24 protein-coding genes, 1 tRNA gene and 1 pseudogene are annotated in these 24,092 nt (G+C 47.4%); 13 read left to right on the top strand and 13 right to left on the bottom strand.

Annotated elements, in window-relative coordinates; genetic code table 11:
• The first annotated feature begins 78 nt into the window (after positions 1–78).
• The gene (locus NDI44_RS09190) at positions 79–1,851 is read left to right on the top strand and encodes a M61 family metallopeptidase (protein WP_190415133.1); all 1,773 of its coding nucleotides are present in this window, start codon (positions 79–81) and stop codon (positions 1,849–1,851) included.
• A gap of 258 nt (positions 1,852–2,109) precedes the next feature.
• Here the strand turns inward: NDI44_RS09190 and NDI44_RS09185 are convergent, their stop codons facing one another.
• On the bottom strand, positions 2,110–2,469 hold the full coding sequence (locus NDI44_RS09185; RefSeq protein ID WP_242037192.1) for an MAPEG family protein: 360 nt from the start codon (positions 2,467–2,469) through the stop codon (positions 2,110–2,112).
• A gap of 78 nt (positions 2,470–2,547) precedes the next feature.
• Positions 2,548–2,970 carry a DUF6220 domain-containing protein gene (locus NDI44_RS09180; RefSeq protein WP_190415131.1) on the bottom strand — a complete coding sequence of 141 codons (423 nt, stop codon included), beginning with the start codon at positions 2,968–2,970 and terminating at the stop codon, positions 2,548–2,550.
• A gap of 90 nt (positions 2,971–3,060) precedes the next feature.
• Here NDI44_RS09180 and NDI44_RS09175 point away from each other — a divergent pair.
• Positions 3,061–3,829 (top strand): annotated as a pseudogene (locus NDI44_RS09175) (LuxR C-terminal-related transcriptional regulator).
• A gap of 282 nt (positions 3,830–4,111) precedes the next feature.
• On the opposite strand, the gene NDI44_RS09170 reads toward NDI44_RS09175, so the two are convergent.
• The 3 genes from NDI44_RS09170 to nadA all read right to left on the bottom strand — a co-directional run bounded on the left by NDI44_RS09170 (position 4,112) and on the right by nadA (position 6,584).
• The gene (locus NDI44_RS09170; RefSeq protein ID WP_190415682.1) at positions 4,112–4,801 is read right to left on the bottom strand and encodes a TIGR04283 family arsenosugar biosynthesis glycosyltransferase; all 690 of its coding nucleotides are present in this window, start codon (positions 4,799–4,801) and stop codon (positions 4,112–4,114) included.
• A 3-nt stretch (positions 4,802–4,804) separates the two neighbouring features.
• Complete coding sequence (locus NDI44_RS09165) at positions 4,805–5,419, bottom strand: TIGR04282 family arsenosugar biosynthesis glycosyltransferase (protein WP_190415680.1); 615 nt, start codon at positions 5,417–5,419, stop codon at positions 4,805–4,807.
• Between the two features lie 190 nt (positions 5,420–5,609).
• Positions 5,610–6,584, bottom strand: coding sequence for a quinolinate synthase NadA (gene nadA / locus NDI44_RS09160; RefSeq protein ID WP_190415130.1), 975 nt, complete (start codon positions 6,582–6,584; stop codon positions 5,610–5,612).
• Between the two features lie 346 nt (positions 6,585–6,930).
• Here nadA and NDI44_RS09155 point away from each other — a divergent pair, with 346 nt between their 5' ends.
• From NDI44_RS09155 to NDI44_RS09145, 3 genes are all read left to right on the top strand, one after another.
• A complete protein-coding gene (locus NDI44_RS09155; protein ID WP_190415129.1) occupies positions 6,931–7,866 on the top strand; it encodes a TIGR04168 family protein in 936 nt (311 codons plus the stop codon).
• A gap of 44 nt (positions 7,867–7,910) precedes the next feature.
• A tRNA-Ser gene (locus NDI44_RS09150) sits at positions 7,911–7,995 on the top strand.
• Between the two features lie 110 nt (positions 7,996–8,105).
• Complete coding sequence (locus tag NDI44_RS09145; RefSeq protein ID WP_190415128.1) at positions 8,106–8,567, top strand: MgtC/SapB family protein; 462 nt, start codon at positions 8,106–8,108, stop codon at positions 8,565–8,567.
• A gap of 55 nt (positions 8,568–8,622) precedes the next feature.
• Here NDI44_RS09145 and NDI44_RS09140 read toward each other — a convergent pair whose 3' ends face one another.
• Positions 8,623–9,207: an NAD(P)H-dependent oxidoreductase gene (locus tag NDI44_RS09140; RefSeq protein WP_190415127.1), complete on the bottom strand. Its 585-nt coding sequence runs from the start codon at positions 9,205–9,207 to the stop codon at positions 8,623–8,625.
• 284 nt (positions 9,208–9,491) lie between these two features.
• On the opposite strand from NDI44_RS09140, the gene NDI44_RS09135 reads away from it, so the two are divergent.
• Positions 9,492–9,665: a hypothetical protein gene (locus NDI44_RS09135; RefSeq protein ID WP_190415126.1), complete on the top strand. Its 174-nt coding sequence runs from the start codon at positions 9,492–9,494 to the stop codon at positions 9,663–9,665.
• A gap of 61 nt (positions 9,666–9,726) precedes the next feature.
• On the opposite strand, the gene NDI44_RS09130 is transcribed toward NDI44_RS09135, so the two are convergent.
• Both NDI44_RS09130 and NDI44_RS09125 read right to left on the bottom strand, forming a co-directional pair.
• Positions 9,727–10,515 carry an SAM-dependent chlorinase/fluorinase gene (locus NDI44_RS09130; RefSeq protein WP_190415125.1) on the bottom strand — a complete coding sequence of 263 codons (789 nt, stop codon included), beginning with the start codon at positions 10,513–10,515 and terminating at the stop codon, positions 9,727–9,729.
• An 8-nt stretch (positions 10,516–10,523) separates the two neighbouring features.
• Complete coding sequence (locus NDI44_RS09125; protein WP_190415124.1) at positions 10,524–10,682, bottom strand: hypothetical protein; 159 nt, start codon at positions 10,680–10,682, stop codon at positions 10,524–10,526.
• A gap of 30 nt (positions 10,683–10,712) precedes the next feature.
• Between NDI44_RS09125 and NDI44_RS09120 the strand changes: the two genes are divergently transcribed.
• The 5 genes from NDI44_RS09120 (at position 10,713) to NDI44_RS09100 (ending at position 15,196) form a co-directional block, all read left to right on the top strand.
• Positions 10,713–11,039, top strand: coding sequence for a hypothetical protein (locus tag NDI44_RS09120; RefSeq protein WP_190415123.1), 327 nt, complete (start codon positions 10,713–10,715; stop codon positions 11,037–11,039).
• Positions 11,040–11,041: 2 nt separating this feature from the next.
• Complete coding sequence (locus NDI44_RS09115) at positions 11,042–11,266, top strand: hypothetical protein (RefSeq protein ID WP_190415122.1); 225 nt, start codon at positions 11,042–11,044, stop codon at positions 11,264–11,266.
• Between the two features lie 124 nt (positions 11,267–11,390).
• On the top strand, positions 11,391–12,149 hold the full coding sequence (locus tag NDI44_RS09110; protein ID WP_190415121.1) for a Nif3-like dinuclear metal center hexameric protein: 759 nt from the start codon (positions 11,391–11,393) through the stop codon (positions 12,147–12,149).
• Between the two features lie 19 nt (positions 12,150–12,168).
• On the top strand, positions 12,169–14,007 hold the full coding sequence (locus tag NDI44_RS09105; protein WP_190415120.1) for an ABC transporter ATP-binding protein: 1,839 nt from the start codon (positions 12,169–12,171) through the stop codon (positions 14,005–14,007).
• Positions 14,008–14,131: 124 nt separating this feature from the next.
• Positions 14,132–15,196, top strand: a complete 1,065-nt coding sequence (locus NDI44_RS09100) for a DUF3466 family protein (protein ID WP_190415119.1) — start codon at positions 14,132–14,134, stop codon at positions 15,194–15,196.
• A 122-nt stretch (positions 15,197–15,318) separates the two neighbouring features.
• Here the strand turns inward: NDI44_RS09100 and NDI44_RS09095 are convergent, their stop codons facing one another.
• Both NDI44_RS09095 and nuoB read right to left on the bottom strand, forming a co-directional pair.
• Positions 15,319–16,584 (bottom strand): FAD-dependent oxidoreductase, encoded by a 1,266-nt coding sequence (locus NDI44_RS09095; protein ID WP_190415118.1) that lies wholly within the window; start codon positions 16,582–16,584, stop codon positions 15,319–15,321.
• Between the two features lie 39 nt (positions 16,585–16,623).
• Positions 16,624–17,364 (bottom strand): NADH-quinone oxidoreductase subunit NuoB, encoded by a 741-nt coding sequence (gene nuoB / locus NDI44_RS09090; protein WP_190415117.1) that lies wholly within the window; start codon positions 17,362–17,364, stop codon positions 16,624–16,626.
• Positions 17,365–17,462: 98 nt separating this feature from the next.
• Between nuoB and NDI44_RS09085 the strand changes: the two genes are divergently transcribed.
• Complete coding sequence (locus NDI44_RS09085; protein ID WP_190415116.1) at positions 17,463–17,669, top strand: hypothetical protein; 207 nt, start codon at positions 17,463–17,465, stop codon at positions 17,667–17,669.
• 198 nt (positions 17,670–17,867) lie between these two features.
• Here NDI44_RS09085 and NDI44_RS09080 read toward each other — a convergent pair whose 3' ends face one another.
• From NDI44_RS09080 to btpA, 3 genes are all read right to left on the bottom strand, one after another.
• Positions 17,868–20,024, bottom strand: a complete 2,157-nt coding sequence (locus tag NDI44_RS09080; protein WP_190415115.1) for a CHASE2 domain-containing protein — start codon at positions 20,022–20,024, stop codon at positions 17,868–17,870.
• Positions 20,025–20,383: 359 nt separating this feature from the next.
• Positions 20,384–21,328 carry a vitamin K epoxide reductase family protein gene (locus NDI44_RS09075; RefSeq protein WP_190415114.1) on the bottom strand — a complete coding sequence of 315 codons (945 nt, stop codon included), beginning with the start codon at positions 21,326–21,328 and terminating at the stop codon, positions 20,384–20,386.
• 163 nt (positions 21,329–21,491) lie between these two features.
• A complete protein-coding gene (gene btpA, locus NDI44_RS09070; protein ID WP_190415113.1) occupies positions 21,492–22,334 on the bottom strand; it encodes a photosystem I biogenesis protein BtpA in 843 nt (280 codons plus the stop codon).
• A gap of 339 nt (positions 22,335–22,673) precedes the next feature.
• Here btpA and rimO point away from each other — a divergent pair, with 339 nt between their 5' ends.
• A complete protein-coding gene (rimO, locus tag NDI44_RS09065; protein WP_190415112.1) occupies positions 22,674–23,999 on the top strand; it encodes a 30S ribosomal protein S12 methylthiotransferase RimO in 1,326 nt (441 codons plus the stop codon).
• Positions 24,000–24,092 lie beyond the last annotated feature (93 nt).

The raw sequence follows: 24,092 nt of genomic DNA, 5'->3' as shown, positions 1-24,092 counted from the left end.
ATTTCTGACTACCGGCTAACCACTGACCAAAAATTGCTAGTTAAATTAGTGGATATCTACGATTGATAAAAGCTAAAAATGACAGAAGCAACAGCTATTCGCCGCGATCGCTTATCCAATACCGCACCAAAAATTCATTACCAGGTGGCGATACAGGAGCCGGAATCGCATCTTTTTGACGTAACTTTTACCGTACAAAACTGGCAGTCACCGATTCTCGATTTAAAATTGCCCGTTTGGACTCCTGGTTCCTACTTGGTGCGCGAGTATTCTAAACATTTGCAAGACTTTTCAGCTGATTCCAGCGAACAACCTTTAGCGTGGCGCAAGCTTAGCAAAAATCACTGGCAAATAGAGACAAACAGTGTGTCGGAAGTTACGGTGCGTTACCGAATGTTTGCCAATGAACTAACAGTGCGAACCAATCATTTGGACGCGACTCACGGTTATTTTAACAGTGCTGCTCTGTTATTTTATATACCCGAATTTGAAAAACAACCCATTCTAGTGACGATTGTGCCGCCCAAACCCGAATGGCGCGTCACAACTCCATTACCCACGGCGGATGGGCAAGCGAACACCTTCCAAGCGCCCGATTTTGACACGCTGGTGGATAGTCCTTTTGAGATTGGTTGCCACCAGTTGTATCATTTTGAAGTTTTGGGAAAAGCTCATGAGTTAGCCATCTGGGGACAGGGGAACGTCGAACCAGAGCGGATTATTGAGGACACGCAGAAAATTATTGGGGTGGAATCCCAGATATTTGGAGGTTTACCTTATGACCGATATGTGTTTCTGTTGCATTTAGCTTCCACGGGTGCTGGAGGTTTGGAACACAAGAATGCTTGCACGTTGAATTACAATCGCTTTGGTTTCCGCGATCGCGAGAAGTACAATCGCTTTATGCAGCTGGTCGCCCACGAGTTCTTTCACCTGTGGAACGTGAAGCGCATCCGTCCTAAAGGATTGGAAGTGTTTGATTATACTGGGGAAAACTATACGCCTTCTCTGTGGTTTAGTGAGGGGACGACCAGTTATTACGACTTGGTGATTCCGTTCCGGGCGGGAATCTATGATGCAAAGTCTTTCTTGAAGGAGTTAGGCAAGGAAATCTCGCGGTTACAAACGACACCAGGGCGGCTGGTGCAACCGGCGAGTGAATCGAGTTTTGATGCCTGGATTAAGCTGTACCGACCGGATGCCAATAGTGGGAATTCCCAGATTTCCTACTATCTGAAAGGGGCGATGGTATCCTTTTTGCTGGATTTACTGATTCGAGGGCGTCATAGCAATCAGCGATCGCTCGATGATGTGATGCGGCAAATGTGGCAGCAGTTTGGACAGCCGGAAACCGGCTTCACTCCAGAAGAATTGCAGCAAGTTATAGAATCAGTCGCTGATATGGATTTGAGCGACTTCTTTAAGCGCTACGTTGATGGAACTGAAGAGTTACCCTTTGACGAGTACCTGAATCCCTTCGGTTTGCGGTTAGTGGTTGAGGAAGAGGAACCCGTTCCTTTTCTCGGTGTGACGGCGAAGACGGAGAATGGGCGCGAGGCGATCAAATTTGTCGAAGCGGGTTCTCCAGCTCAGTTAGCAGGAATTGATGCGGGAGATGAATTGCTAGCAATTGACGGCTTCCGAGTGACGGCACTTTCTTTGAGCGATCGCTTGAAAGACTACCAACCGGGTAATACGATTCAGGTAACGGTTTTCCATCAAGATGAACTCCGGATGCCACTGGTGACGTTAGCAGATCCGCGCCCAAGTGCTTACAAAATTGTGCCAGTGGAGTCTCCTGACGACGCCCAAAAACACAATTTTGCCAAGTGGTTGGGATCGGGATTCTAATGGGCGAACCGACAAAGTCGGCGCTTCGCGATCGCATATTTCACATTCAGTTATCGTGAGAATGCGATCGCTTTTTCTTCTCCTAGAGGGCGATTTTTTCAGTCGGATTTGACGGATTAGGAGATGATTGCTCGATTCGCACATCCAGAGTTTGTCCACCGTTTACATGATTGTTCCAATCTCAATTTGATGTCTGGGATCGATCGCACGTCTCAACCCAAGTGGCTGAATACATGACGCAAATTTATGAAAGCATACCTACGCGCCAAAGTAAGTAAGGGCGGCGCGGAACGCGATGAACCAAACCGAGAGGGTAGCGAACAGATAGAGGTAGAACCGAAGCATAACGAGATTGAATGTACAGTGGACGGCGCTATGCAATCCGCGAAACCCAACGAAGATCCACGCAGCGGTTACGTACACTATATCTACTTGTTTTGTGACGAAAAGGTAGAGTACGAGCGCATAGAAAAGTACCGGAATCTCGAACAGATTTTTTAGGTTATCTGATGGATTGGATACGTTTCGCGGCCAGATTTGTGCGGGTGTGCTAGATGCAACAAGGTCTTGCGGACGGAGCTTCTGGCTTTTGATGAAACCGATCCGACGAATGTACATATACACCCAGACTAGGAGTGTCAGAAACAGTGTTGCAAAAAAGGGACTAAAGATTGCCTCTTGTGTCATCTCTACCTCTTAAACTTGTTCATTATGCCGATGATTGAGCGATAGGCTGCGCCATACACGATGGACAAGGCTTGAGGAAACGTAGAGTAACGAAAATCCTATCAAAGGGTGTAGTATCTCTAGGTGCAAAGAACTTTTGAGATGAATGCTGACAAACTGTAGTGCCAGCAGCACGGGTAGACTCGCAGTGAGGCGTTGTATTTGAGGTGGAAATGAGGTGATAAATGACCATCCTAGTAATACTAATGACAGTCCACCATATCCTCGGACTAGCCAAACGTGAATATTCCACCATGCAGGACTAATAAAGTAGGCGATTCCGACTGTCAATAATTGAGTAATCAAGCATAGGTTAAAGACGACTGAAGTCGCATAAAAGCCGACCTGCATCGCGCGGATAGAAGTGCGATCGATTTCTGGATTGATAGTCATATCAGGGGATTATTGAGATTAAAGCTAATATAGGCTGAGCGCCTTAATGCTTCTAGACCTCGATCGGGTACACTTTAGACCCCTTCACGTATGACAAATTCCTTAGAGCCTCTGTTGTCAGCCATTCGCCAAACCCATAGCAAATCCGACCTGCGATCGCAAATCGCACCAAAAATTGGTGAATATTTTGCAGCGAAACGATGGGCAATTTTTTTTCTTTAACCAACTGCCCTTAAGCGATCGCAATTTTCAGAAAATCCTGAAAATTGCACTCTCAATCGAGCATAATCCTGTGGCGCGTTATTTAGCGGAGCGCTATGCTCCGGTTCACGAAGCATTAGTGACAACCCCCAAGACTTGGAAATTAATCTGTCCTCGTCCAGATCACTGGCATGTGATGGCGGGACCTATCATCAATCAGGGTCAAATCGTGGGCGTAGTCGGCTGCACACCTGAAAAGATAATGCCTGCTTTTGATAGCGAAAATCTAGTCGATTTAGGTGCCATCTGCCTGCACTTATCGAGTTGGGTTGCAACAGTGGATTCACAAAGCATTTTTGCAGGAAAGTCACAGCACCAACCGTTTAATAGCGGTTTCCTTCAGAACGGCAAAGCCGAACGTTTAACACCTCGCGAGTTGCAAATTGCAGAATTGGTGGCGTTGAGGCAAACCAACGCAGAAATTGGCAATCAACTTTGGATTACTGAAAATTCTGTGAAGCAAGCTTTAAAGCGAATGTTCCGTAAGCTTGAGGTTTCATCCCGTGCCGAGATGGTTGCACAGCTTTCAAATACAAGGCTTCATTCATCGGGGGCAAACTCAGACTTATTTAACTCGGTGCTGAATTCCCACTCATAACCTTTTGGTTGTGTTTCCACTCAAGATTAAGTGGTTTGACAGTTGCGATCAGCGGCTGCCAAAAGCTGTGCAATTCAACAGGCAGATGTTACTAAGAAGTTGGCACTCAAGAGAGTGATTCAAAGGTTTGGCAGAAGTCATCGACGCAGCAAAACAGTTCTTCTAGACTGGACATGGGGCAACCAGATGGATAACAATTTAGCACTTTCTGCCTATCAGTTTTGCCCCTCTCTTATCCCGAACTCAGGCTATATTAATAAAATTTTTAGAGAAATTTTCTACTCACTTTTTAGCGCGATAAAATTTAACCAGTTGAGATGGGGAAACTCCCAAGAAATAGCCAAGAATTACTATCTGATTTATCAGCGTAGTTTTCAGCACCCCAAGTTTCTGCCAGCGACGGGCTGAAGTCATTACGGGAGCGGGGGCAATAGAAATTCGCCCTAAGCGTTTCAGGCGACAAATTAATTCACAATCTTCCATGATGGGAAGATTGGGAAAACCTCCAATATCGTGAAATAGAGAAGCTTTCAAGAAGATAGCTTGGTCGCCATAGGGTAGGGAAAAAAAGCGCGATCGCCAATTCACCATCCTTTCAACTAGACGTAGCGATCGCATTGGAGAATTAATTTTGAGTTCAAAGGCACCCGCAACGGTTCCAGACTGGGCTAGTGTCAACGGAACTAATTTCTCAAACCCAAGCGGTAAAGAGGTATCTGCATGGAGGAATAACAAGATATCTCCTGTCGCAGCCGTTGCACCCGCGTTCATTTGGCAAGCACGTCCAGCAGTCGAAAACAGAACTTTAACGCCCCAGGATTGCACAAGAGCGACGGTTTCATTCTGACTTCCCCCATCCACTACGATTACTTCCACATTTTCGACATTCTGAACACTCGCTAATGTTGACCGAATCGTGTCAGCAGCTTCATTCAAAACGGGAATAATGATGGAAATTCTTGCCGTTTCTATCACTCAAAACTCAAAACTTGTAACTTTTGCAAGATCCTCTGGACGGTCAACATCAAATAGGGGGGGAAGATAAGCAACTGCCAAACCAAGGGAGATAGCGATCGCTACCGTCTTTTCTCGCACCTCCGAGGTTCCCCAGTTGATTCCCGCAAATAATTCTGGAATCACCCACCGCAACCCAATTAAATAATAGCCGCCGTCCATCGCTGGTCCCAAAACCAAATCATGACCGTTTAGCTGCTCAAATGCTTGCGCCATTATTTTCGCATCCAAACCAGGGCAATCAGTACCGACGATCGCAACGCCCTCTATCCCAGCCGCAAAAGCCGTTTGAAACGCCGACTTCATCCGCTGTCCCAAATCGCCCTCACCCTGCGGCTGATAGATGATATCAGCTCCCAACCAGTCTTCCATCAACTGCTGGTCGCCGCCAGTAAAATAAACTTCCACTCTCGTCGCGCGATCGCTTTGCAGTTCCCTCGCCTGCGAGAGTGTATGCTCGGTCATCTGGCGATGAAGATTTGAAGCGCCATCCTCCCCCAAAACTGGAATTAGCCGAGTTTTTGCCTTTCCTGGCTCTGGATAGCGAGTAAAAACGATCAAGCACTCTCTATTCATTGCCATTCAATTCGTTGCTCATTCATCGTTCATTGTTGCTTGTTATACCAAGTCCAATCGATCCCCCGAAATGAAGAACCCCAACCAAGCGATCGCCTGCGCCTCTTACTCCATCTCCCCGCCCTGCAAGCGGGGAGGGGCTGGGGGTGGGGTTCTTTTCCATCAGGTTTCCTTCCCGACCCAACATTGGCTAGGCGCTCATTTCCAACATCCGCTGAATTGGACGCAGCGCCGCCACTCGCGTTTCTTCCGGTAAAGTAATTTCTGGTGCCCGATTTTTCATCGCTAAATACAGCTTCTCCAGAGTATTTAACCGCATATGAGGACACTCATTGCAAGCACAGTCGTTCATTGGCGGTGCAGGAATAAAGTGCTTTTTAGGTGCCTGCTTCTGCATTTGATGAATAATTCCCGGCTCAGTCGCCACAATAAATACCTGAGTGGAACTTGCTTGAGAATACTTCAACAGTGCTGAAGTAGAACCGATGTAATTGGCATGGCGCAACACCGACGGTTCGCACTCTGGATGGGCAATGACTTCAGCTTCTGGATGTTCAATTTTTAGCTGGACAATCTTCTTCTCAGAGAAAGTCTCATGCACCATACAGCTACCTTGCCACAGCACCAAATCTCGCCCCGATTGTTCCATTACATATCGTCCCAGATTCCGGTCGGGGGCAAATATAATCGGCTGGTCTTCTGGAATCTGAAGAACCAGTTTAACCGCGTTGGAACTGGTGCAAATAATGTCGCTCATTGCCTTAATTTCGGCAGAGCAATTGATATAAGAAACGACTATATGACCGGGGTGAGCCGCCTTAAATTTAGCAAAAGCATCCGCAGGACAACTGTCTGCCAACGAGCAACCGGCGTTGAGGTCGGGTAAGAGTACCAACTTATCGGGGTTGAGAATTTTGGCAGTTTCCGCCATAAAGTGAACGCCCGCAAACACGATAACATCAGCATTTGTGCTGGCTGCTTTTCGGGAAAGCTCTAAGGAATCTCCGATATAATCTGCTACATCCTGAATATCAGAATCTTGATAGTAATGAGCAAGAATAACAGCGTTTAACTCTTTTTTGAGGGCGTTAATTGCCTCAAATAAATCGTGAGGGAATGCCGCTGTCTGAGCAAAATTACGCTGAGGAAGTGTAGTAGTAAACACAGTGATAATTTTTTGGGGGAATCAAATCGCTAGGCGTGTAATCAGTAATTATAGTTGTTTTTACCAAAACTTGTGGGCAAGTCAGGTCAGAGAAAATTTGCTTTAATATAGCGGTTCTCAATAAGAGTTAGATGCATCTGTGCGATCGCTCATCGGCTTGTGCTACCTGGCGGTGAATTGTGTCGAAAGTGAACAACGCTCTAGACCCCGCCCAAGCAGGCAAGTGTTCCTGGCAAAATCAAATCACGCGATTGCTCACAAACAAAAAAAAGGAGTTACACCAGAGGATACTGCGAAAACAGGCGATGCTTTTTTATGCTGGAGAAAGACCGACGAGGAAGATAGGATGAGCAATCAGAGGAACCCGGAAAAACCCATCAAAATTGCGGTTGTTGGCGATATTCACGACCAGTGGGACAGCGATGATGAAATTGCCCTCAAGCATCTGGGTGTTGACCTAGTGCTATTTGTAGGGGATTTCGGCAATGAGTCGGTGGATGTGGTAAGAGCGATCGCATCTCTCGATCTTCCCAAAGCGGCAATATTTGGCAACCATGACGCTTGGTACAGCGCCTCAGATTGGGGCAGAAGTCGGTGTCCCTACGACCGCCAGAAAGAAGACCGGGTGCAGCAACAGATGGATTTGTTGGGAGAAACCCATGTCGGTTACGGTTCGCTTGATTTTCCCGCCCTGAATTTAACAGTTGTTGGGAGTCGCCCTTTTAGCTGGGGCGGAGAAGTTTGGAAAAATGCCCAGTTCTACGAACAACGGTATGGGGTGAAGAATTTCGAGGAGTCAACCGCCCGAATTCTCTCAGCGGCTCAGAGTGCTGCTTCTGAAACGATTATTTTTATAGGTCACAATGGGCCTGTCGGGTTAGGCGATCGCCCAGAAGACCCCTGTGGCAAAGATTGGCATCCTATTGGGGGCGACTATGGCGATCCGGATTTTGCAGATGCGATCGCCCAAACTCGCGACGCAGGGAAAACCATTCCCCTCGTCACCTTTGGTCATATGCACCACACTATGCGCCACACAAAGATCCACTTGCGAACCCCAGTTTATGTCAGCGCAGAGGGAACCGTTTACTTAAATTCAGCCAGCGTACCTCGGATTATCCAAACGGAGACAAACCGCCTACATAATTTCTCTCTCGTCTCTCTGCAAGGCGGTATCGTCTCCCAAGTCTCCCTGATTTGGGTTGGTAAAGACTTCACCGTTGCATCTGAGCAGATTCTTTACCATCGCACCGAGCCAGCGATCCAACCCGTTTTAAGTTAGTAGTAACAAATTCCACAACCTTGATATGATAAAAAAACACACCTGGAGAGGTGGCAGAGTGGTCGATTGCGTCCGACTTGAAATCGGATGAACCGAAAGGTTCCGGGAGTTCGAATCCCCCCCTCTCCGTTAGCGAATAAAAGGGGAATGGTTAGCTCGCACCCATTCCCCTTTTAGTCATCTATATAAACCAGCCTGTAAACTAGACTGGTTGAAACTTCGTTTTTAGTAGCACAACATTGCCACAAACCTACATCCTTTCTCCCAATGATGGCTTAGGAATTTTCTTAAGGCTATGCCTTGCCTTGCTGGTTGGGGCAGTCATCGGCTTAGAGCGCCAACTCAAGAACAAACCAGCAGGTTTAAGAACCCATATGCTGGTCAGTCTGGGTTCAGCATTCTTTGTTCTCGTGCCCCTCCAAATCGGTACGGCACAAGAAAGTGCTGAGGCTCTTGGCAGAGTCATTCAGGGCGTTACAGCCGGGGTTGGATTTTTAGGCGCAGGAGAAATTTTACGCGAGTCTCAGGACGAATCGAAAACAGGTGTTAAAGTTCGTGGACTCACCTCGGCTGCGGCTACTTGGGTTTCCGCTGCTTTAGGAATTGCTGCTGGGTGTGGGTTATGGCAAATGAGCTTAATTGGGGCTTTGCTGTGTTTGGTTGTTCTAAGAGCTTTTAAAAGGTTAGAGCCTCATAAGTAGTTACTTTAATCAAGTTTAGGCTTAGCAAATCAGCGATCGCTCTTAGCGCCATATTTCATCCGTGCAACTTCGCCACCACGTGAGCAACTTTTTCACCTAACTTCTCGACAGACTCTTGCTGCTTAGGATCTTTTAACGTACCGTCGGGATTAAATATTTCAAAAGCTTTAGGCACCGCTATCTGATCGGGAAGAACGATGACTCTGATATTCCCCAAAATTGAGCGCAGGTGGACTAAACAGCGTAAACCGCCCAATCCTCCCGGTGAGGTACTCATAATCGCCGCTACCTTATCCGCAAAAGCCACGAGCGGAGGTTCCTCCGGTGCAGTTGAACGTGACGCCCAATCAATAGCATTTTTCAGAACGGCTGTAATTGAGCTGTTGTACTCCGGAGAAGCGATGAGAAGTCCCTGATGTTCGATCATCAGCTGTTTAAACTTCCGCGCATTTTCAGGCATTCCCTCGCTCTTTTCCAGATCCTCGTCGTATAGCGGCATCGGTAGGTCGCGCAGATCCACGTATGTCACCTCAGCTCCCGCTGACCGCGCTCCGTTCGCAGCAACTTGTACCAGCTTTTTATTGTAAGAATCAATGCGGGTGCTACCTGCAAATGCCAAGATTTTAGCGGTGTAAGCCATAGGTGCAAATTAGTTTTGGTGCTACTTCTATCTCTGGTTGATAATAATTCACCAAAGGCGATTTGCGATAGCCAAGATTTGTTAAAAGCGATCGCCTTTTTCGCAGCAGTGCGAAGCAAAGCGGCTCTCGCTTTTATAAACTTCCTGAAGTTCGTTGGAACTTAACTCCTTTGGGAACATCTCTCGCTGTGATGATATTTAATTCAGCACACAGAAGGGGTCACGAGAACAAACCACCTAGTTATCCTTTGAAAGTACACCTGAATCGGAAGGAAACAACACCGATGAACAAGGCACTACTGACGATTCTCTTGTTCGCGTTCATAGTCTTATTCATTACCGCTCCCTTTGCTGGGCTGGCGATGCTAATGTTTGTTGTCTTAGGAGCGGCATTTATTTCGACGTTCTGGAATTTAGTGCAAGCGCTAATCGGTAATGCTCCGAAAGAGCCACTATAAATTAAAGATGCCAAATTAAGCCAAATTAAAAATTCAGAAAGGAGAATTTTTAATTCCTTATTTAGAGTCGTGTCACTACCTGATTCACTCGGGGTCTACCGAAGCGTTCCCAAGCATTGCCCCCTCGCAAAAATAACTCCATCCAACGGATAGGTTTTCCATCCTTAGCAGCATTCCAGCCGGAGCTTCCCGGTGAAAACGCCAAAGTTCCCTGAGGCACGCGGAAACTGCCGTCAGAGTAGATGGCATCGCTCACGACATCCCCGACCCGAATCACTACTTTTTCTTCCGGTTTTAGGTTGAGGGTATCAGCGGGAATTGTGGTTTTGATGTTCCCGTAACCATCGATCCAGGCAACGCGATCGCTCGGTGCATCAGGGATTTGGCTGGGGTTCAAGACTTCTCCTAAATAGCTAGTATCTCCCTGAGCGATCGCTGCTGCTGCATTAGGAAACACATCCCGCGAACGGAACTGCGACCCGCCTCTAGAAACCTTGACTGTTTGCAAAACTTGAGCATGGTCTTTGATAAAAGAGAGCGTGTAACCAGCAAACACACCCACTACTTTGACGCCATTAGGCAACAGCGCATAAGTTAATCCCTCGCCTTCATTGTTTTGCCGTGCTTCTGGGTCATCTTGGCGAGGAGCACAGTTGTGATAAATGAGACGCTCTTCGGGACCAGGATTGAGTCCGAGTTGAGCAATCCAGAAACCAGTTGCCAAGGTGCTGAAGGGAGGGACCGAGAGGCAGTGAATCTGGGAGGAAGGTAAAGCCATCAAAAGACGTTGCGTGACCTCTGCAAAAGCTGGATCGCCGGTTCCGTAGTCTGCAATCAGGCTGATGAACATAGCGCCTCTCAAGTGGGGTTTGCTACAGCAATGGTACCTTGTAGCTGGCTTTCTGTAACTGCGGCGATCGCGTTATTGAACACAAAAGCGATCTCGCTGGTGGTGCTACTTTTAACAAAGTACTGCTGATTAGACCAAAAAGCGATCGCTTTGGTTATCGGATACACTCATGAAACTGGAAACAGAGGTCTGAGTAAATGTCCGATATTTATGTCACGATTCGCAATCAGGAGAATCATGCCCTGACTTCAATTGATGGCATTGCCTTTATCACTTTACTTAGGCAAAATGGGCAAGCGATCGCTCAGGAGACAATTGACCTGATTCATGCAGACGCGGGCTTTGATGACCTGCCAATTGGGCAATACACTGTAGTGGTGAGGCATGAACGGGTTTTACCGCAAGAAGTCCTTAATGATGTAACAATCAGTACGGACGAACAAGTAATCATACTGACATTTGTTTATCTAGAGCCAGCACGGGTACTTCTAGACATTCAAGCTTCTGTAGAAAAGAGATTGTAACCATGACTGTTAAAGCCATCCCGTCATACTCCATTAAAATGTTCCGCTATCGAGTACATTGTCTGTCGCGGGATCTTTGGCAAGCAAAAGATCCTGTATGCCGAGTGAATCTGGCTTTACAGTTAGCAGATGCCGCTACATCACTGGCTCGGCTAGAAGTCCTGGAAGCGCAAAAATTGCAGCAACTCTCTTCGATTCATCCGGTTTCCAGTTCTACTGAGTCATAACTGAACTGAGTCATCTGTGAGATGGCTACCAGTTATCAGGCGGGATGTATGAATGGATATTCGGTGAATGGATTGGGATCGGGCACAAGCGTAGATTACAGCCGCTATAAATCAGATTTTGCCCATGAGTACAGTTGCCTTGACTGGAGACGGGATCGCTCTAAATGATATTGGACAATTTTTAGATCGATTCTTTGCCGTTCATCGCTTTGGTGATGACCAAGGTGGCATTTATCACCCTTCAACGCGCCCGATTCGTCGGATAGGATTAGCCTTAGAACCTTGGGCGGGACTAGAAAAATGGGCAAAATCTCAACGAATAGATGCTTTATTTTTACATCGTCCTTGGAAGCTGGAAGCGGGCCAACTCGCACCCAATGTTGGGGTGGTGGCGTATCATCTAGCTTTTGACGAACGAATGACGCTGGGTTTTAATCCTCGACTTGCCGATGTATTGGGGATGTCTGCATTGGAGGTGTTGGGGGAAAAGGAAGGGCGACCGATTGGTACGATTGGGGAAATTGCTGCAAAGAGTTTTGTGAGTTACTGCGATCGCGTTCGGGAAATCTTCGGCGGATACGATAAAACTCTTGCGAGTAGTGAAAGCGACATCCAGCGAGTCGCAGTCGTTGGGGCAATGACTGATGCGCTAATCCGCGAGGCGGCTGTGCGGGGTGCCGATCTATACATTACTGGACAGTTACGACAGCCAGCAGCAGCGGCTGTGGAAGAAACCGGAATCCGCGTTATCGCCGTTGGTCATCGTCGGAGTGAAGAATGGGGATTGCGATCGCTTGCGGGAGTGTTGCGCGATCGCTACTTCAATCTAGAAGTTGTTTTACCGCCTCTAGGGACGATAGCCGTTGCTCGTTCTGATGCCTAGACGACGTTATAAATAGATTATGAGTCGTCAGAAATTTAATCTCTTCAGATTGATTGGGCAACGTTTACGCCAATCTTTAGCAGTTTTCCGATATAGCGATCGCGCGATTAGTTTAGTCTGGACTACCAGCCGCATCCTCACGATCGTTCTTGCCGCTTTCACCTTATTCGCCGGGTTGCTACCCGCAGCTGTTGCTTATGTCAGCAAGTTAATCGTCGATGGGGTCGTTTTGGCTTCTCAAACCGGCTTGCAAAGCGATCGCTGGACAGCGTTAGGTTATGTAGGATTAGAAGCGATCGTTGTCCTGTTGTTGGCAGGTAGTCAAAGAGGTTTATCCGTTTGTCAATCCTTGCTGCGAGTGTTGCTGGGTCAGCGAGTAAATGTCTTAATTTTGGAAAAGGCACTTACACTCAACCTTACGCACTTTGAGGATTCCGAGTTTTACGACAAAATGAATCGGGCGCGGATGGAAGCATCCAGTCGTCCCTTGTCACTAGTCAGCCGGACTTTCAGCTTAATTCAGAGTGGTCTGTCGCTGGTTACCTACGGCGGTTTGCTGCTGCAATTCTCCATTTGGGCAGTAGTAGTCCTAGTCATAGCCGCCTTGCCTGCCTTTATCGCCGAAACGCGCTTTTCTGGGGAAGCTTTTCGCTTGTTCCGCTGGCGATCGCCGGAAACCCGCCAACAACACTACCTGGAAACACTGATTGCGCGGGAAGATTATGCCAAAGAAGTGAAATTGTATCAGTTGGGATCGATGTTGCTGCAACGCTACCAAGACATCTTCTCTCGACTGTACAGCGAAGACCGAGATTTAACCTTACGGCGAGGATTCTGGGGTTACTTGCTGGGGAGTTTGAGTACCGCCGCCTTCTATGTCGCCTACGCCTGGATTGTCTTAGAAGCGATTGCGGGTCGGATTTCTCTCGGCGACATGACGATGTACTTGATGGTGTTTCGGCAAGGACAGTCTACCTTCTCCGCCGCCCTGACTTCCATTGGGGGAATGTATGAAGACAACCTGTATCTCTCCAACCTCTACGAGTTTCTAGAACAAGACATCCCCAAAACTTGGGGGATGGCAACTCAGGGTGTACTTCCGAATGATGGGGTGCGTTTCGAGAATGTCTATTTCACCTACCCAGGAAGCCCTCAACCCGCCTTAAATGGAGTCTCGTTACACCTGAAACCAGGAGAAAAACTAGCGATTGTCGGAGAGAACGGTTCTGGAAAAACCACGCTAATTAAACTGTTAACTCGATTGTACGCCCCCGATTCTGGGCGCATCTTACTCGATGGCTTGGATTTGCCGGAATGGGACATTGAGGTGCTGCACCGACGGATTGGCGTGATTTTCCAGAACTTCGTCCGCTACCAGTTCAAGGTAGGAGAGAATGTGGGCGTTGGGGATGTCAACTACTTAGAAGACGAAAAACACTGGGAAATTGCCTCAGAAAAAGGCATGGCGAAACCTTTTATCGAAACGATGACAGACGGGTTTCAGACTCAGTTAGGACGATGGTTTAAAGGAGGAACGGAACTTTCTGGCGGTCAGTGGCAAAAAATCGCCCTCTCTCGCGCTTTTATGCGAACGAAAGCGGATATCTTGGTATTGGATGAACCAACGGCGGCGATGGACGCAGAAGCGGAAGTGATGATTTTTGATCGCTTTCGGACGGTAACAAAAAATCAGATGGTTCTCCTCATTTCCCACCGCTTCTCAACGGTGCGAATGGCTGACAAGATTGTAGTTTTGGAAGCCGGAAAGGTGATAGAACAAGGAAGTCACGAGGAGTTATTGAAAGCTGGAGGACGCTACGCGCGGTTGTTCACGTTGCAAGCAGCGGGATACCAGTAGAAATGACTAATCCGATTGGGGGATTCCGATCGAATTAGCAACTATCGCGAGCGATCGCTAGTCGAGGAGAACAGGCACAACCAATATTTGCCTTTCCCTTGGATTTTTCAGGTATCGCGGAATAATGAATTTCACTCATAAAGCGATCACTATTTTAGGAATTATTACTTCCCTCGCTGGATTGATGATTGCTAGCCGCGTCACCCTTCACTCATCAGGTAACGCACAGCAATCACAGACACAAATTCCCGTAAATCTACGCTATAGCATCGCTAATCTGGACACCCTTCATAGCCGTGCCAGCGTCGCTAAAAAAATTAATAATAACGGTCAAGTTGTTGGCTTTTTTAACCCTAACGACAGTACCCAAACGGCCTTCATCTATCGTGATGGCAAAATGACCGAAATTAACAGTATTAACAGCCGCTACAATGCCGCTACGAGTATCAATGACAACGGGGAAATAGTCGGTGTGATGACCTTTGCCAACGACAATTATCACGCCTTTTTTTATAAAAATGGCAAGACAATTGACCTTGGCACTTTTGGCGGTAAAAGCAGCGACGCCAGAAGTATCAATCGTAAAGGTCAGATAGTCGGATTTGCCGAAACTCGCAACGATAAGGCGCACGCCTTCCTGTACAGTAACGGCAAGAAGATTGACCTCGGCACCTTCGGAGGTGCGAATAGCTACGCCAACGACATCAATGAAAACGGGCAAGTCGTTGGTTCCGCAGAGAATCGCGATCGCATTCCCCAAGCTTTCCTCTACAGCGGCGGCAAGATGGTGAACCTTGGCACTTTAGGGGGACAAAGCAGCACTGCTAATAGTATTAACAACCAAGGTCAGATAGTTGGTGTGGCAGACACCGCGAATTATCGCCCTCAAGCCTTCCTCTACAACAATGGCAAGATGCTCGACCTCGGAACTTTAGGGGGACAAAGCAGCATTGCTCACAGTATCAACAATCTTGGGCAAGTGGTCGGTGAAGCAGAGAATGCCAGCCGCATCCCCCGCGCCTTTCTTTACAGTGGCGATCGCATGATTGACCTAAATCACGTCATTCCAGCCAATTCGGGTTGGGATTTAACTAGTGCCACCGACATTAGCGATCGCGGAGTCATTGTTGGCATCGGTACTTATAACGGCAAAACCCAAGCTTTCCAGTTAACACCCTTTGCACGCTAATACCGTTTTACGGCTTGTCCGCAACAAATCCCCTTAATGCTTTTGAAAAAAAGCGTTGAAAACGTGAAATCTTCTTCTCTCTGTGTACTTTGCTACAAGTCTTTAAGTTAGTGCAATTGGAGCTAAGTTGCTTCTAAGTTTTTCTTGATACGAACAGGCCAGACGCCAAAAGCAATCAAACGCGCCGGGATGTCGCGCAAAATCGGTAACCGAAGCAAGAATGGCGGCTTAAATGTCTGGGTCGAGTCAATCGCCCTCGCAATAACCCGCTGCTGAACCAAAGACTGAAAGGCTTGGATAATCCGCGTCGGCAACTCCCGTTGGCGCTGTACTTTCACCAAGTCCCTTTCTTGCAACTGTCCTTTTTTCAGCGGCTCATTCAGCACATTTGCAGCGACCACTGCATCCTGAATCGCGTAGTTAATGCCAACTCCACCAACTGGCGACATGACGTGAGCCGCATCGCCAATCAGCAGCAAACCAGGGCGATACCAACGCTTGACGCGGCTAGACTCGACGGTAAGCAGCGCCACTTGGCTCCAATCATGTAATTCTTGCATCCGGTCTGCAAACAGGGGTGATATCTCAGCTACAGACTGACGCAAAGTTTCTAAACCCGCTTCCCGCAACTGTTGATAGCTACCCTTAGGAATCACATAGCCAACCTGCCAATAATCAAAGCGGTTCAGCAGAACCAAAAGATGACCGCCAGCAACGCGCCCCATTGTTTCTTCGGGATCGTCCGCTTTGCGAGGTAAGCGGAACCAAAGCACATCCATTGGCGGCGAAGTCTTGATCGGTTCCATCCCGGCTAATTGGCGGATGCGAGAGAAGCGTCCGTCTGCGCCAATGGTCACTTGACATCGGACTTCATGCCAGCCGCCGTGTCCCCGGTAGCGTACACCCTGGATGACCCCATTTTCTTCAATCAGCTCCTGTACGTTCGCTCCCATCACCAGCTGAAAATTTGGATAGCGTTTCGCTTCTTCAGTAATGAATTGCAGGAAATCTACCTGGGGAAGCATGGTGATGTAGGGGTACTTCGTCTTCAAGTGGCTGAGGTCAACAAATCGAATCGGCCCCTCGGTCGTCTTCAGAGTAAGACTGGGAACCTTTGTGTGACGCATCTGCAACAAGCGATCTGCCAAACCGAGTTCATCCATGATTTCCATCACCGATGGATGAAGCGTGTCTCCCCGAAAATCGCGGTCGAAATCTTTGTGTACCTCCAGCAACATCACTGGGATGCCTTGACGGGCTAGGAGAAGCGCTAGGACAGCCCCCGCAGGCCCTCCTCCGACAATGCAGCAGTGTGTTTGCTGTACATCAAGAATATCGTGGGTCGTGGCGGGGATCTCGGTCTGCGGAGTAGTTGGAATTGCGTTCATCTTGAACACCTCGTGAAATCAGTTCAACTTGAAATCAGTTCAACTAGAGGCGATCTCTTCTGTTTCTAAAATCGGCTGGGAAAGAACAGAGGCTTGCATTCCCATCGTTGCAACTAATTCTTTGGGTGCATTCACCCGACTGGGCGATTCTAAATATTCACCCGTAACGGCTGGCGAAACTACCTTCATCTGGTGGCGAATGCTGTAGTATCGATGAGTCTGAGCAATGATATCTCGCTCCTGCATCGAGTCATTGGCAATTTTCTTACGCAGTTTAATAATTGCATCAATCACGGCTTCTGGTCTGGGAGGACACCCCGGCAGATAAACATCGACCGGAATCAACTTATCGACTCCCCGCACCGCTGTTGGTGAGTCTGCGCTAAACATACCGCCGGTAATCGTGCAAGCACCCATTGCAATGACGTACTTGGGTTCTGGCATTTGTTCGTAGAGGCGCACCAATGTTGGAGCCATTTTCATAGTGATGGTGCCTGCGGTAATCATCAAGTCAGCTTGACGAGGACTTGCCCAAGGTTTCAAGCCAAATCTGTCAAAATCAAAACGGGCTGCAAACATCCCCATCATTTCAATAAAACAGCAGGCAGTCCCAAACATCATAGGCCACAAGCTGGAGAGGCGTGCCCAGTTGTAAAAATCGTCTACGGTTGTCAAAACGACATTTTCCGAAAGACTATGGGTAATCTCAGGTCGTTCTATGGGGTTGAGAATCTGAGTTTTTTGATTGTCAGGTTCAATAATGGTTGCTGTCGAATTCATCTTTTCCTCTTATAGCTCAATCTATAAACGCTTGAATCGAGAATGTTGTGGGTCTCGATCCGCATAGAAGTTGGAATTGCGTTCATCTTGAACACCTCGTGAAATCAGTTCAACTAGAGGCGATCGCTTCTGTTTCTCATATCAGCTGGGGAAGAACAGAGGCTTACATTCCTATCGTTACAACTAATTCTTTGCGTGTATTCACCCGACTGGGCGATTCTAAATATTCTCCAGTCAAAATCAAAACGGGCTGTGAACGTCCCTTCCATGAAGGCAAAAGCACTCCTGAACAGGATAGACCATAGACTGAACAGGGTTGCCCGGTTGTAGAGGTCATCTACAGTTTTTGAAGCAATATTTTTAGAAAGACTACGAGTAATTTTAAATTTCTTTATTGATTAATGAATTCGTTATTCTTTAATAGCAACTGTTGAATAACTAATGAGCAAGCGAATTTTTATTAATTAACAACGAGTAAACTGCAACCCCTCAAGAAAATAGTATCAGAAGAATTGAAATCGATTGCGACCCTGTTCTTTGGCACGGTACATAGCAGAGTCTGCATTTTTAATTAAGGTATCTACAGTGTTCCCATTAAAAGGATAGATGCTAATACCAATACTGACAGTTACGAAGATAGTTTGTCCGTTGAGAATGAAAGGCTGAGATAGGGTTGATAAAGTCTTTTCTGCAACTCTGGCAGCATCTTGAACTCTACTAATTGCAGGTAAAATTACTGTAAATTCGTCACCACCCAAACGCGAGACGGTATCACTGCCGCGCAAGCAACCCGTGAGTCGTTGAGCAACCATCCGTAACAGCAGGTCGCCCATGTCATGTCCGAGGGTGTCATTAACCTGCTTAAAGCCATCCAGATCAAGAAACAAAAGAGCAAACAACTGGTTATTACTACTACCCCATTCTAGAGCTTGAACCATGCGTTCATAGAATTGTTTACGGTTAGGTAGACCAGTCAGTGGATCGTGATAAGCTAGATGACGCATTTGGTCTTCTGAAAGCTTTAATTCGGCGTTAGAACGGATTAACTCCTCTGCCGTTCGTTTCAACTCTTCTTCTATCCGCTTGCGTTCAGTGATATCTCGGATGACACCAACTAAAAAAATATTACCGGCAGCATCTTTGTGGAGCGATCGCTTGGTAGCGATTAGGTGAGTTGTACCCAAAATATCCGTAAATTCTTCTTCATTTTCTTGCTCCTCACCACCTTGTAACACTTGCTCATTGTTCTGCCAAAAAACTTCAGCCTCATGTTTAGGAAAAAACTCATAAGCAGACTTTTTAAGTAAAGTTTCTAGGGGATAACCAATAAATTTGCAATATGCCTGATTTAAAATAATCCAACGATGTTCTTTGTCTTTGACAAAAATTGGATCGGGGATGGTATTAATCACCTTCTGCAAAAACTCTTTAGAGCGTTTTAACTCCTCCTCCAAATAAGCCAGATGACTCACGATCGCGATCGCAGACCCTACAAGCCCCAGGAGTGGAGGAATCAGCGGTATCCACCAACCGAAGAGAAAGGCCAGGTAGGAAATACCGAGCAATCCAGCCCCAGCCGCTAAAATACTGAGACCAGACTTTCTAAGGAGACGCAATCGCCAACTGATATAGGCACCTATCCACGACCAAACCAAAATCCACAAGGCTTCTACGAGATCGGGCCAGACGTTGATTAAGGAACGTCCGTCCAGAGCAGCGCTCAGGAGCGCACTGGTAAAATTGGCTTGGAGTTCGACACCTGAAATCCTTTGTGCGCCTTGGTTGAAACGGCTACTGTAAGGGGTGTAGAAAAAATCCTGGAGGCTGGGTGCGGTTGAACCAATCAACACAATGCGATCGCGTAGAAGGCTTGGTTGTACCCGGTTTGCCAGAACATCTACCATTGAAACAATCTGAAAGCTATTGGGTTGCTTAAAGTTGGCTAATATTTGATAACCCTGGGCATCAGCTGTCACATAAGCTCCATCATTTGATTTAAAAACTGGGAAAACACCCCTCCCTAGCTGTAGGTAATCGGGGTTCACTGGGGACGGACTAGGAGTAATTCCCTTGTCCTTCAAATAAATCAACGCCAACTGGAGCGCAAAACTTGTATGTAGTTTGTTATCTACGTGTGCATATAAAAAGCTACGGCGCACCTTACCATCAGCATCAACGACCACATTATTAAAACCAACTTGCTGGAGACGGTTTAGTACTGGGGATGGTGGAACACCCAAGCTTTTTTCAGTCTTCAATAGTTCAATTCCGATCAAGTTAGGGATCGTTTGAACAGCTTTGATGAATTCTACATGACCGGGTGGTACTGGGAGATCGCGATAAATATCCAGACCAATCGCTCGTGGCTCAAAGGCATTTAGTTTTTGTACTAAAGTTGCCATGACTGCGTCAGGAATGGGCCATTGTCCTACGTGCTTTAAGTCTTTTTCGTTAATTTCGACAATTACCACGCGCTCGTCTATTGGTTCTGAAGAACGCAAAAGAAACATCTGGTCTAAGGCTGCCAACTCCCAGGATTGAAACAGTCCAGCCATCCGCAGGATAATGATGCAGCTTGCAACAGCCGACGAAGCGATTGGTACTCGGCGCTCTTGTTGAAGCTGTTGCTTCAATCTTGTCCATATACTTTTTTTTAGCATCTACCTGGTTACAGGGTTATCCAAACAATTTTGTTGTATACACCATCGTGATACAACTTTCCTCAGTATGTGTAGATGGCTCGGTGCAAACTTTAAGTCTGGTCAATGAGAGACTTTTTCAAAATCAGAGTTGCTGATTATCCTTTCTTCAATACTAAGACAGCAGCGTTGTCGCTGTTTTGGCTATCCGTAAAGTGCTAAATAATTGGATGATGAAACGATACCCCATCATGCCAAAGATTTTGCCGTAGAAGTATTCGGTTTTGATTTTAGCAACTGCTGAAAAGGCCAAATACTTCTACGGCAAATATCTTTTTTTCCGTTTTGGGTGACATCGCTATTTTCTAGGGCACCCAAATTTAAAGTCCCGGCAAGGAGTTCTGAAAGTTGCGAGGCCCTGTATAACCTGATAAATCAGCCAGTTTTTCTAAAGATTTCACACCAGGCTCGACCAATTTACCGTTGACTTCCCAGCTGGGGTAGCTTTGAATTCCCGCTTTTTGGCAGATTTCCGCCTGCTTTTGTGGAGCATTGGGATCGGCACACTCAACGTAATTGACTTGGCTGAATGCCTCTTTCCCAAACAATTGCTTTTGATCGTGGCAGTGAGAACACCAGAAAGCGCCGTACATCTTTGCTCCTGCCGCTTCAAGATGTTTCGCTAAAGCAACTTCTGCGGAGCTAGAGGCGGTGGTAATGGGAAAGGTTTGCGATCCGGTGGTAGCGGAGCCACCCCCTGAAGCAAGTGGTGATTTCACAGTGGCATAGACGCCCAGAGTGCTAACTAGGGCTACCATTGCCACGACGATCCCGGTAAAAAAGAGTTGTCCCCAGTCCTCCCAAGCGCGACCGATCAAGGTCAGCACTAACAAGCTAAGGGAGAAGAAAGCGGAGGCAAGACAGTAGAGACAAACGGCTTTGATTTCAAATGCCAGTAGATACATCAAGTAGCCGCTGAAAACCGTCATAGCGGTGCCACCGGCAAATAATAGCAACCATGTCCAGTTTTCTAGTTGAGAATGCAGATCTTTTTTTTCAACTGGGTTGGCTGCCATTGGAGCGAGGGCAAAAGCGACCATGCTGACATAAGCCAGCAAGCCAAACAAAGTTAAGGGAACACCAAATACGGTGGCGTAGGGGCTGGAGAGGACTTGATTGCAACCGCTGGTGGGACAGGCAGCAGAGCCTCCTGTTAGCTTGACTACGGTTAGATAGCCTGTCACTAAGGCACCTAAAATAGCGATCGCCGCAATCAGCAGACGGGACCAGCGATGAATCCAGGGAGTAGAACGTCGGCGGCTCATGTCAGAACTGAGGTAGGAGGGCTAAGAAGTGAGAATCGAAAACTGAAGAGCAAAATTATCGCAGGCTAGAGGACTCAGTAAAAAGTTTTGAGATGTTAGTTTTTTGGAGTTAATTTAGAAAACCAACAACTAAAAACTAACAACTAACAACTGCAACTAACAACTAATAAGTGACCGAAGAAACTGGCTTGGGTTCCGCTTTGGTCGCAAAGCTGCGTCGGGTTGCTTCCACAAATTGGCTGACCCGGATCGGGTCAATGGGCTGCTCGATCCGCCCGTGGCGCTTGAGAGAGCTGGAAACAATCACGCCATCTGCGGCTTGCATCAGCGTAGAAATATTTTCCCAGTTGGCACCACTGCCGATAAATACGGGCGTCCCGTTGGCAGCGGCGGTTGCTAGTTCCAAGTCTTCTAGACTCGGAGGGCTACCCGTCGCCCAGCCACTTAAAATGACGCCATCTGCTAAACCCCGCTCAATCGTCTCTTGCACTGCTGTGGTTAGATTTGGGGAACCTAAAGGGCGACCGTGCTTGACTAAGACATCTGCCAAAATTTTTACATTACTGCCCAATTCCCGACGGTAACGGAGCAATTGATGCGCCTCTCCCTCAATCAGCCCTTGGTCAGTTGCCATGACCCCAGTGAGGACGTTGACGCGGATAAACTGAGCGTGAACGCAGGATGCAATTGCGATCGCGCTATGGGCATCATTGCGTAATACATTAATGCCTACAGGTAACGTCACCAAGTTCATGAGCCGCTGGATAATCAGTGTCATTGCACTAACGACCGCTGGATCTACCTGGTTTTTACTAAAAGGGGCGTCAAAGAAATTTTCCACAATAATGCCGTTCACGCCTCCAGCAGATAGCGCGGTCGCTTCCTGCTCAGCTCGATCGATAACCGCTTTCAGGCTACCTCCCCAGCGGGGAGATGTCGGCAGCGGCAGAAGATGAACCACGCCAATGATGGGATTCGGTGTCTTGAAGATTTGATTTAAGTCCACTTGTCTACCTGAAAACACCGGCGAATTCTTGCTACACCTGTCGGTTATTCTCCTCCAAGCAGCAAAAATGGCAGTGAAATGAATCGCATCTTGGATGATGCCATTCTAGAATTTTATCTAGAATGGAGACAGGGGTAGATACCACTATCCAGTTCCCTACTCTGGTTGGTGAGTGGAAGATAGATTCTTCAACGACTCAACTCCTATCTTCATACCCAAACCCGATCCTCCCAGTTTGACACTCACGTCCCACTGGGTTGTACACTGCTGTGCCAAGAATAGGGTATAATATTTTGGCTTCAGCTTCTAACAGAATTTCTTTAGCCGTATCTAAACCGCATGGGCAATAAGCCAACAATTGCAATTTCTCACTTGGGCTGCGAAAAAAACCGTATTGATACCGAACATATGTTAGGTCTGTTGGTACAGGCAGGGTACCAGGTAGACAGTAATGAAGAATTAGCAGAATATGTTATAGTTAATACATGTAGTTTTATTGAGGCTGCAAGGACAGAGTCTGTCCGCACCTTAGTAGAACTGGCGGAAGCGAACAAAAAGATTGTAATCACAGGCTGCATGGCGCAGCACTTCCAGGAGCATCTGCTGGATGAATTGCCAGAAGCAGTTGCCGTGGTGGGCACCGGCGATTATCACCAAATCGTCGATGTGGTTCAACGAGTGGAAGGCGGTGAACGGGTCAAGCAAGTTTCAGAGCTGCCGACCTACATAGCCGATGAAACAACGCCTCGCTACCGCACAACATCGGAAGGTGTCGCGTACCTGCGGGTAGCGGAAGGATGTGATTACCGCTGCGCGTTCTGCATTATTCCCCATCTCCGGGGAAATCAGCGATCGCGCTCCATTGAATCCATCGTCGCCGAAGCCCACCAGCTAGCCTCGGAAGGAGTCCAAGAGTTAATTCTCATCTCCCAGATCACTACCAACTACGGTCTGGATATTTACGGGAAGCCGAAACTGGCGGAACTTCTACGGGAGTTGGGAAAGGTTAACATTCCGTGGATTCGGATGCACTATGCCTATCCCACAGGCTTAACACCAGCCGTCATCGAAGCAATTCAGGAGACTCCTAACGTATTGCCCTATTTGGATTTGCCGTTACAGCACTCCCACCCGGAAATTCTCCGCGCCATGAACCGACCTTGGCAGGGACAGGTAAACGACCAAATTATTGAGCGGATTAAAACAGCTCTGCCTGATGCTGTACTGCGAACCACTTTCATTGTCGGGTTCCCTGGCGAAACGGAAGAGCATTTTGCACACTTGCTACAGTTCGTCCAGCGCCATGAATTTGACCATGTAGGTGTGTTTACTTTTTCTCCAGAAGAAGGCACCCCTGCCTTCACCTTGCCCAATCAACTGCCCCAAGAAGTCATGGATATCCGCAGGGATGCCTTGATGGAAGTTCAGCAGCCAATTTCCTTGAGAAAAAATCAAGCTTGTGTCGGCAAGATGGTTGATGTCTTGATTGAGCAAGAACATCCAGAGACTGGGGAATTAATCGGTCGATCTGCCCGATTTTCTCCGGAGGTAGACGGATTAGTCTACGTCCAAGGCGACGTCCCATTAGGTTCTATAGCATCGGTGGAAATTACAAGCACTGACATCTACGACCTGTATGGTCATATCGCCAAGCCCGAAGCATGAAGAATGACAACTCAAGAATGAAGGCTGAAGAACTAAGGCAAATATTAATTCATACTTCAAACTTCATACTTAAAAACTTCATACTTCGCAATT

The organism is Trichocoleus sp. DQ-A3, from assembly GCF_039961975.1.
In the GTDB taxonomy this organism is placed as follows: domain Bacteria; phylum Cyanobacteriota; class Cyanobacteriia; order Cyanobacteriales; family FACHB-T130; genus FACHB-T130.
The sequence above is the reverse complement of the archived record's forward strand: the minus strand, read 5'-3'. Positions and strand labels throughout refer to the sequence as shown.